At 74.6% G+C, this 4,922-nt stretch carries 5 protein-coding genes; 4 read left to right on the forward strand and 1 reads right to left on the reverse strand.

What is annotated here, in order from left to right; translation table 11 throughout:
- Together C1I97_RS31470 and C1I97_RS31475 are read left to right on the forward strand one after the other, a co-directional pair.
- A partial coding sequence (locus C1I97_RS31470; RefSeq protein WP_111006468.1) for an FAD-binding oxidoreductase occupies positions 1-1,459 on the forward strand: 1,459 nt, incomplete at its 5' end.
- Positions 1,460-1,504: 45 nt separating this feature from the next.
- Positions 1,505-2,386, forward strand: coding sequence for a YegS/Rv2252/BmrU family lipid kinase (locus C1I97_RS31475; protein ID WP_111006469.1), 882 nt, complete (start codon positions 1,505-1,507; stop codon positions 2,384-2,386).
- 42 nt (positions 2,387-2,428) lie between these two features.
- Here the strand turns inward: C1I97_RS31475 and C1I97_RS31480 are convergent, their stop codons facing one another.
- On the reverse strand, positions 2,429-2,788 hold the full coding sequence (locus tag C1I97_RS31480) for a transglycosylase family protein (RefSeq protein WP_111006470.1): 360 nt from the start codon (positions 2,786-2,788) through the stop codon (positions 2,429-2,431).
- Positions 2,789-2,865: 77 nt separating this feature from the next.
- Here C1I97_RS31480 and C1I97_RS31485 point away from each other — a divergent pair, with 77 nt between their 5' ends.
- Positions 2,866-3,234 carry a low affinity iron permease family protein gene (locus C1I97_RS31485; protein WP_111006471.1) on the forward strand — a complete coding sequence of 123 codons (369 nt, stop codon included), beginning with the start codon at positions 2,866-2,868 and terminating at the stop codon, positions 3,232-3,234.
- 89 nt (positions 3,235-3,323) lie between these two features.
- A partial coding sequence (locus tag C1I97_RS41980; RefSeq protein ID WP_258382824.1) for a NifU family protein occupies positions 3,324-4,922 on the forward strand: 1,599 nt, incomplete at its 3' end.

Genomic DNA, 4,922 nt, shown 5'->3' on the forward strand with positions numbered 1-4,922 from the left:
CCCCGCCCCACCGCTGACCGATGCCGCTCTCCGCGCCCTGCGCGACGCCGTCGGCGACGACGCACACCTCCGCACCGACGCCGAGTCCCGCATCCGCCACACCCGCGGCAAGTCCACCCCCGACCTGCTGCGGATCCGGCGCGGCGACGTCACCGACATCCCGGCGGCCGTGGTCCTCTCCGCGGACCACGACGACGTACTCGCCGTCCTGCGCGCCTGCGCCGCGCACGGCCTGGCCGTCGTCCCGTTCGGCGGCGGCACCTGTGTCGTCGGCGGCCTCACCCCCGAGCGGCGGCGCCCCTTCGTCGCCCTGGACCTGCGCCGCATGAACCGGCTGCTCGCCCTCGACCCGGTCTCCCGCACCGCCACCCTGCAACCCGGCCTGCGCGCCCCCGAGGCCGAGGCCCTGCTGGCCGGACACGGCTTCACGCTCGGCCACTTCCCCCAGTCCTACGAGTGGGCCACCCTCGGCGGATTCGCCGCCGCCCGCTCCAGCGGACAGGCCTCCGCCGGCTACGGCCGCTTCGACGAGATGGTGCTCGGCCTCACCCTCGCCACCCCCGAGGGCACCCTCGAGGCCGGCCGCGCCCCGCGCTCGGCGGCCGGCCCGGACCTGCGCCAGCTCGTCCTCGGCTCCGAGGGGGCCTTCGGCGTCATCACCTCGGTGACCGTGCGCCTGCGCCCGCTGCCGCAGGTCCGCCGCTACGAGGGCTGGCGCTTCCCCTCCTTCGAGGAGGGCGCCGCGGCCCTGCGCCGGCTCGCCCAGGACGGGCCGCGGCCGACCGTCCTGCGCCTGTCCGACGAGACCGAGACGCTGATCGGCCTCGCCCAGCCCGACGCCATCGGCTCCCCCGACGCCCGGCAGGACACCGGCTGCCAGGCGATCGCGGGCTACGAGGGCACCGCCGAGGACGTCGCCGACCGCGGACAGCGCGCCGCGGCCGTGCTGCGCGAGTGCGGCGGCACCTTCCTCGGCGAGGAACCCGGCGAGCGCTGGGCCCACGGCCGCTACTCGGCGCCCTACCTGCGCGACTCGCTCCTGGACGCGGGCGCGTTCGCCGAGACCCTGGAGACCGCCGCCTTCTGGTCCCGCCTCCCCGGGCTGTACGCCGCCGTCCGCGAGGCGCTCACCACCACGCTCACCGAGGCCGGCACCCCGCCCCTGGTGATGTGCCACATCTCGCACGTCTACGAGAACGGCGCCTCGCTGTACTTCACCGTGGTCAGCGCCCAGGGCGAGGACCCGGTGGCACACTGGGCGCCCGCCAAGCGGGCCGCGAACGAGGCGATCATCGCCTCGGGCGGCACCATCAGCCACCACCACGGCGTGGGCACCGACCACCGCGAGGGGTACGTCCGGGAGGCCGGCCCGCTCGGCGTCGAGGCGCTGCGGGCCGTCAAACGGCGGCTGGACCCCGCCGGTCTGCTCAACCCCGGCGTCCTGCTGCCCCTCGACTGACACCCGTCCCACCACCGACCCGCGTCCCGCCCCGGAGGCCCACCGATGCGACAGTTCACCGCCATCGTCAACCCCACCGCGGGCGGATCCGCCGGGGCCGCGGCGCTGCTGCGGGTGGCCAGGGTGCTGAGGGAGGCCGGAGCGGAACTGGAGACCGAGTACAGCCGCAGTCTCGCCCACGCCCAGGACCTCGCCCGCGGCGCCGGGCAGCAGGGCCGCGTCGTCCTCGCCGTGGGCGGCGACGGCATCGCGGGCGGCGTCGGCGGGGCCCTCAGCGGCACCGGCGCCCTCCTCGGCCTCGTCCCGGCCGGCCGCGGCAACGACTTCGCCCGCGCGCTCGGACTGCCCGCCGAACCGGCCGAGTTGGCCCGGATCCTGCTGCACGGCGCCCCGCGCCGGGTCGACACCGTCGAGGTGGAGTCGGCCACCCGTCCGCGCACCGTCGTCCTCGGCAGCGTGTACGCGGGCGTCGACGCGCTCGCCAACCGGCACGCCAACCGCTCCAGGCTGCTGCGCGGCGCCGCCTCCTACTACGCCGGCGGACTGCGGGCCGTCGCCACCTGGCGGCCGGCCGGCTACCGCGTCACCGTCGACGGGGAGGAGCACACCCACCGCGGCTACACCGTGGTGGCCGCCAACTCGCCCTACTACGGCTCCGGACGCATGATCGCGCCCGGCGCCCGCGTCGACGACGGCCTGCTCGACGTGGTGATGATCCGTCACGCGCCGCGCCGGCTCTTCTTCGCCCTGATGAACGAGCTGAAGTCCGGCGCGCACGTCGACCGCCCCGAGGTGCGGATCCTGCGGGGCAGGCAGATCCGCATCGAGGCCGACCGCCCCGTGCCCTGGGGTGCCGACGGCGAGGTCGAGGCCGTCCTGCCCGTCACCGCCCGGGTCCTGCCCGGCGCGCTCGCCGTGCTCTGCTGACCGGCCCGCGTCGCAGCCGGCGGGTCAGGTGCGGCCGGCGGGTCAGGCGCAGCCCCAGGCCGACATGCCCTGCAGGGCGGCCAGCCGCTTGGCCACGGCGATCTGCTGCTTGCGCGTGGCCTTGTCCGCCCGGGGCGCGTACCTCAGCCCTCCGGCGGCGACCCAGCTGGACTGGCGGAACTGCAGCCCGCCGTAGTACCCGTTGCCGGTGTTCGCCCTCCAGTTGCCGCTGGACTCGCAGGCGGCGATGGCGTCCCAGTCGGGAGCGGAAGCGGCGGCCACGGCCGCCGACGGTCCGCCGGCCAGCGCCGCGGTGGTGGCTGCGGCCAGCAGGGCCCCGCGCAGTGCGCGACGGCGTGAGTGGTGGCCGGGTGCCCTGTCGATGTTCTGCTGACAATTCATGTGCAGACTGTTACATCGTATGAACAGAAAGTAAGGGAGCGACGCGCCGAAAGCCGCCGACAGGGTAGGGCTCGCCCATGACGTTCAAGAGTCCCGTGCACCGAGGCGGCCCTCGGCGCGGCCGGTTCGACCAGTTCGCCGAGTACGCCTCCAACTTCACCAGCTCCCCCGCCTTCTTCCTGGTCTGCCTGGTCCTCGTCGGCTTCTTCGTCACCGCCCACGCGGCCCGGCTGCCCGTCGAACTGCTGCTCCTGGCGGGCGAGTCCATGACCGCCGTGACGCTGCTGCTGCTCGCCCTGCTGAAGAACGCCGAGATGCGCGCCGAGCACGCCATCCAGCGCAAGCTCGACGCCATCGCCCGGGCGCTGGTGGAGATGAACAAGGACGACCGCAGCCGGGCCTTCGAGGACCTGCGCAACTCGATCCGGATGGAGGAGGAGACCTGATGCAGACGGAGGACGCGGCCTGAGGCGGACGGACGAAAATCCTACGAACACCCTCCCCGGAACCCTCAAACCCGGCACGATGCCACGTCATGGACATTCTGCTCGTCGCCAGCGCGTTCAACAGCCTGTCCCAGCGCGTCTACGCCGAACTGTCGGACCACGGCCACCACGTCGACGTCGTGCTCGCCTCGCACGGCCCCGACGCGGTCCGTGCCGCGGTCGCCGAAACGCGCCCGGAACTGGTCGTCGCGCCGATGCTCAAGACAGCGCTGCCCGAGGACGTGTGGCGGGAGCACACCTGCCTCATCGTGCACCCGGGGCCCCCGGGGGACCGCGGCCCCTCCTCCCTGGACTGGGCGATCGCCGACCGGGCACCGCACTGGGGCGTGACGGTCCTGCAGGCCGAGGCGGCCATGGACGCCGGTGCCATCTGGGCGGCGGTGCCGTTCCCCACGGCGCCGGTCGGCAAGAGCGACCTGTACCGCAACGAGGCCTCCGACGCCGCCGTGGCCGCCGTACTGCTGGCCGTACGGCGCTACGCCGACGGCTCCTTCAAACCGCAGCCGCAGAACGACCCCTCGATCCGCGTCGTGTGGCGCGACTTCCTGCGCCAGGAGCAGCGCCGTGTCGACTGGGAGAACGACAGCACCGCCACCGTGCTGCGCAAGCTCCGCGGCGCCGACTCCCAGCCGGGCGTCCTCGACGAACTCCTCGGCCGCGAGCTCTTCCTGCACGGCGGCCACCCCGAGGACCACTTGCGCGGACGCCCCGGCGAACTGCTCGCCACCCGGGCGGGAGCCGTGTGCCGCGCCACCCGGGACGGCGCCGTGTGGATCCCGGAGCTGAGGCCGCGCAGGAACTCCGGCGACCCCGCCCCTACTTCATCGCCTACGCCGCCGCCATGGCCCTGCACTTCCTCGAACAAGCCCAGCAACTGGTCCGCGCCGGCGAGACCCAGACCTTCACCAACTACACCGTCCCCGACGAAGCCATCGGCTGCGGCTTCCACGAAGCCGTCCGCGGCGTCCACATGTACACCGGCAACGGAAAAACACTCACCACCACCCACTCACCCACCTACGGAGCCAGCCATGGCTGACGCCGGGCAGGAACCCTGTGCCGGACGGCTCGCCGACCCGGAGGTCGAGGCGCGGCTCGCCCGGCTGGACGAGTTGCTGGCGGGACTGGAGACCGCGCCGGGACCGGCCGTACGGTCGGCCCTCGAGGCGGTGCGGCTGCTGACCGAGGTGTACGGCGAGGCGCTGGGCCGTGTGCTGGACCGGGCGGACGACGGGCTGGCCAGGGGGCTGGCCGAGGACGAGCTGGTGGGGCACCTGCTGGTGCTGCATCAGGTCCATCCCGAGCCGGCCGAGCGCCGGGCCGCCCGGGCGGTCGAACGGCTGCGGCCGGCCGTGCGGGAGCGCGGCGGTGACGTGGAGTGGGTCGGCGTGGACGAGCGGGTGGCCCGGGTGCGGGTGAGCACGGGCGGCGGCGGGTGCGGTTCCGGGTGCGGCGGCGGTACGGCCGACGTCACCGACGCGGTGCGTGCGGCCGTGCTCGCCGCCGCTCCGGAACTGTCGGCGGTCGAACCGGTGCCGGACACGTCCGGGAAGCGGTCGGCTCCCGCGTTCGTACCGCTGGAGACGCTGGCCCGGCGGGGCGGGCCAGCGTCTCCAGCGGTACGAACG

Source organism: Streptomyces sp. NTH33 (assembly GCF_003236365.1).
GTDB lineage: Bacteria > Actinomycetota > Actinomycetes > Streptomycetales > Streptomycetaceae > Streptomyces.

Coding starts and splice junctions, on each gene's coding strand:
- C1I97_RS31475 (WP_111006469.1), top strand. CDS start 1,505: ATGCGACAGTTCACCGCCATCGTCAACCCCACCGCGGGCGGATCCGCC.
- C1I97_RS31480 (WP_111006470.1), bottom strand. CDS start 2,788: ATGAATTGTCAGCAGAACATCGACAGGGCACCCGGCCACCACTCACGC.
- C1I97_RS31485 (WP_111006471.1), top strand. CDS start 2,866: ATGACGTTCAAGAGTCCCGTGCACCGAGGCGGCCCTCGGCGCGGCCGG.